General features: G+C 57.6%; 5 protein-coding genes. 2 read left to right on the top strand and 3 right to left on the bottom strand.

Going from position 1 to position 3,429, the window contains the following annotated elements:
- From ACE4YL_RS03440 to ACE4YL_RS03430, 3 genes are all read right to left on the bottom strand, one after another.
- On the bottom strand, window positions 1-370 hold a 370-nt coding region (locus ACE4YL_RS03440), incomplete at its 3' end, for a hypothetical protein (RefSeq protein WP_461369229.1).
- Window positions 370-1,077: an ABC transporter ATP-binding protein gene (locus tag ACE4YL_RS03435; protein ID WP_461365226.1), complete on the bottom strand. Its 708-nt coding sequence runs from the start codon at window positions 1,075-1,077 to the stop codon at window positions 370-372. The genes ACE4YL_RS03440 and ACE4YL_RS03435, both read right to left, overlap by 1 nt.
- On the bottom strand, window positions 1,074-1,460 hold the full coding sequence (locus ACE4YL_RS03430) for a GntR family transcriptional regulator (RefSeq protein ID WP_461365229.1): 387 nt from the start codon (window positions 1,458-1,460) through the stop codon (window positions 1,074-1,076). The genes ACE4YL_RS03435 and ACE4YL_RS03430 overlap by 4 nt, the downstream gene beginning before the upstream one ends.
- A 119-nt stretch (window positions 1,461-1,579) precedes the next feature.
- Between ACE4YL_RS03430 and ACE4YL_RS03425 the strand changes: the two genes are divergently transcribed.
- Window positions 1,580-1,915: a hypothetical protein gene (locus tag ACE4YL_RS03425; RefSeq protein ID WP_461369228.1), complete on the top strand. Its 336-nt coding sequence runs from the start codon at window positions 1,580-1,582 to the stop codon at window positions 1,913-1,915.
- An 82-nt stretch (window positions 1,916-1,997) separates the two neighbouring features.
- A complete protein-coding gene (locus ACE4YL_RS03420) occupies window positions 1,998-3,395 on the top strand; it encodes an MATE family efflux transporter (protein ID WP_461366850.1) in 1,398 nt (465 codons plus the stop codon).
- Window positions 3,396-3,429 lie beyond the last annotated feature (34 nt).

Genomic DNA, 3,429 nt, shown 5'->3' with positions numbered 1-3,429 from the left:
ATCCCCCCACGGTAACGATGAACAAAGTGGTGTACTCCACACAGAGGCCAACAAGTTTCGACAGCATCACCTGCCAGCCCGGAACGGGAAGGGCCATGAGCGTATAGATGGTATCCTCGCGCCATTCGCTGCGCAGGGTTTGCAGGGAGCGCCAGACCAACCATAGGGGAAAGAACGTGATGGGCAGAATCAGGGCAAGTACCAGATACCCCGATGGCCAGTAGCTCTCCGCAGTCTCCACGAACACGGGAGAATTCGCCAGACGCAGGCGCACGTAAGCCATGAGGGCCAGGGTAGCTCCGGAGAGGAAAAGCACCGGCATACGGCTCGCTTCCAGATCCTTGCGCAACAGCTTGCAGAAGCGTTTCATCAGGCAAAAACCTCCTTGAAGAGATCATTGATGGACTTGCCATGGCGGCTGCGCAAATCCTCGGCATTGCCCTGAAGAGTGATGGTACCCTCCTGGAGAAAGACCACTGCGTCGAAGAGCCGTTCCGCATCCCCCACGGCATGGGTGGAGATGATCATGGTCTGTTCCTCCCCCTTAAACTGGCGGGCTATGCCCTCCACAATCCTTTCCCGGGAGGCAGGATCGATCCCGCTGAAGGGTTCATCAAGGAGAATCAACGGTGCCCTGCGAGCCAGGGCCGTAATCAGCCGCAGCCGCGCCCGCATACCCTTGGACAAGGCGGTTACTTTAGCATTGGGCTCCAGGCGCATGAATTCCAACAGCTCTAGGGCGCTCTCCCCCTGCCAATCGGGGTAAAAAGCCGCGGTGAAATCCAGCACCTGGCTCACGGTCATCCAGCGGTACAAATTCTCCACTTCTGGCACGTAGGCCAGCTGCTCCTTGGTTCTGCGGGAAGGCGGCGCACCCAAAACTTCCAGCTCTCCCCCATCTGGCCTGAGTAAGCCAGCTACGCACTTGAGAAACGTGGATTTACCGCTGCCGTTGGGACCCAGCAGTCCCCAGATCTCCCCGGTGGGCACGCTCAAACTGATGCCTTTCAGAGCTTCCACCCTGGGATACCTTTTCCTTAGGTCGCGCACCACCAGCGCCTGTCTTCCTGTGCTCACTGCTCCTCCACCCCTTCCCCGGCTTCTATCCTTTCAAAGGCGCTGCGCACCAGCTCCAAGGCCTCCCCTCGGTCAAAGCCCAGAGAGCGCATGGCGCAAGCGAAGTCATCCACCAGCCGGCTCAGTAGCTCCCTTCTGGTCTCCTCCACAATCGCTTGGCTGCGCCGGACAAAAGTGCCCTGTCCCCGCAGGGTTTCCACGAGACCCAGCACCTCCATCTCACGATAGGCCCTCTGCACCGTATTGGCATTGACCTTGAGCTGTGCTGCCAACTCCCGCTGGGAAGGCAGCTTATCTCCAGGCTTGAGGACGCCTGTGGCGATCTGGCGTTTAATTTCATCCATGATCTGTAAGTATATTGGTATGGATGTGGTAAACTTCATGTCCAATCGCCTACCCCCTTCCCCGCTAGTGCACTAGTCCACTAGTGCACTAATATTGTATGCGCGGTGGGAGCTGTTGTCAAGACCCTTTTTCCCATACCAAACCGGGAGGAAAAGCCATGTTCCCCAAGAGCCATCTGCTGGGGCAATTCCTGCTCCTGACCATCCTGGGCCTTTTGCTGCTCAGCCTCTTCGACTCCAATCCCTGGTGGAAGGTGGTGTTATATGCTCTGCCCACTGCTTGGATCATCACATATCTAGGCGAGGCGGCGCGCCAGGCCATGTCTCCGGCTTTTGCCGCGGTCCTGCAGGGCATCGCCGCGGCTCTCACAGCCTACCTAATCGGGCTCACACCCCTGTTCCGCACCACCTTCGGCACCCTGGTGGGCTTTGCGCTGCTGGTGAGTGGGGCCGAAATTGTCCTTTCCCGCAGGCTCAAACAGGAAAAGCGGTGAGACCCAGGGCGTTTCTACTGTTCCGGGGCGGAGATCAGTGATATAATGGCCATAACCAAACACAGCAAGGTGGATAAAGGCAGTGGCAAAGGATAGGACGGAGCTCATCCTCAAAGGCGGCATGTACAGGGTACTTGTCTATCTTTCCACCCCCATTATCATCAACAGCTTGATCCAAACCCTCTACAACCTGGTGGACGGTCTCTGGGTGAGCAGAATCTCTTCTGTGCACTTTGCCGCCACAACCTTTGTGTGGCCGGTGAACTGGATCTTTGTCTCTTTAGGGAGCGGCCTATCCGTGGCTGGTACTTCCCTCCTCTCCCAACTCCTGGGTGCGGGCCAAGAGTCCAGGGCCAGGGAGTACTCCGCCCAACTGACCGCCCTCTCCCTGCTCATATCCCTCCTCTTTGCCGCGGTGGGTTATCTGTCTGCGCCGCTCATCGTGGGACTGATGGGCGGCGCAGGCGAGCTAGCTGAACTGAGCATCCTCTACCTGCGGATTATCTTTTTTGAGCTGCCCGCCGTCTTCCTGTACTTCGCCATCTACTCCATGCTGCACGCCCAAGGGGATACCATCACTCCCATGATCTTCAGCGCCGCATCGGCCATCCTCAACGCCATTTTGGACCCCATCTTCATCTTTACCTTTAACTGGGGCTTAGCCGGAGCGGCTTGGGCCACCGTTTTGTCCAGGGCCCTTCTGGCCGCGGCAGGGGCTTTACTCGTGCTGGGAGGGAAGAATCGACTAAAACCAGATTTCAAAGGCTTTCGCTTCCAGCGGGGAATAGTGAAAGAGATGGTCCAAGTGGGCCTGCCGGCAAGCATCGGCCAGTCAGGGGAAGCTCTGGGTTTTGCCGCCTTCAACGCCTTTATCGCTTCCTACGGAACGGCGGTGCTGGCCGCCTACGGCCTGGTGAATCGCATTACCTCCCTGGTGATGCAGCCGGCCACGGGTATGGGCCACGCCCTCACGGCCATTGTGGGGCAGAATATGGGGGCGGACCAGATGGCCAGGGTCAAAGAGGCCTTTTTCAAAGCCGTGAAGCTGGCTGTGCTCATTGGTGTTGTGGGCTGCATCATCCTCATCGCCTTTGACGAGCCCATTATCCTCTTCTTCATGCAAGCCCGGGATGACCCAGAGGTGATTTCAGAATCCCTAACCTATCTCTGGTTTGTGGCGGTGTCCATGCCCCTCATGGGCATCTTCAGTGCCTTTTCCGGACTCTACCAGGGGACGGGTCACACCAAGTACGCCATGAACATGAACGTGGGCCGGCTGTGGCTGGTGCGCCTGCCCATGATCGTGCTTTTGGGGCGGTTCACTTCCTGGGGTTCCACGGGCATCTGGTTTTCCATGAGTTTCAGCAACCTCATCATCTGCCTGTACGGCTATTGGGTTTACAGGACGAAACCGTGGCAGGAAAGCGTTCTTGTCGCCAAAAAAGAAACAGGGGCTAAACCCCTGTCCGCTGCTGAATAGGCTATTTGCTGGCCAGTGTTTTCAGGTGCACCTT

This window comes from Candidatus Darwinibacter acetoxidans, from assembly GCF_041936445.1.
Classification (GTDB): domain Bacteria; phylum Bacillota; class Limnochordia; order Darwinibacteriales; family Darwinibacteriaceae; genus DTU010.
Note: the sequence above shows the minus strand (reverse complement) of the source record. Positions and strands in the feature narration are given on the sequence as shown.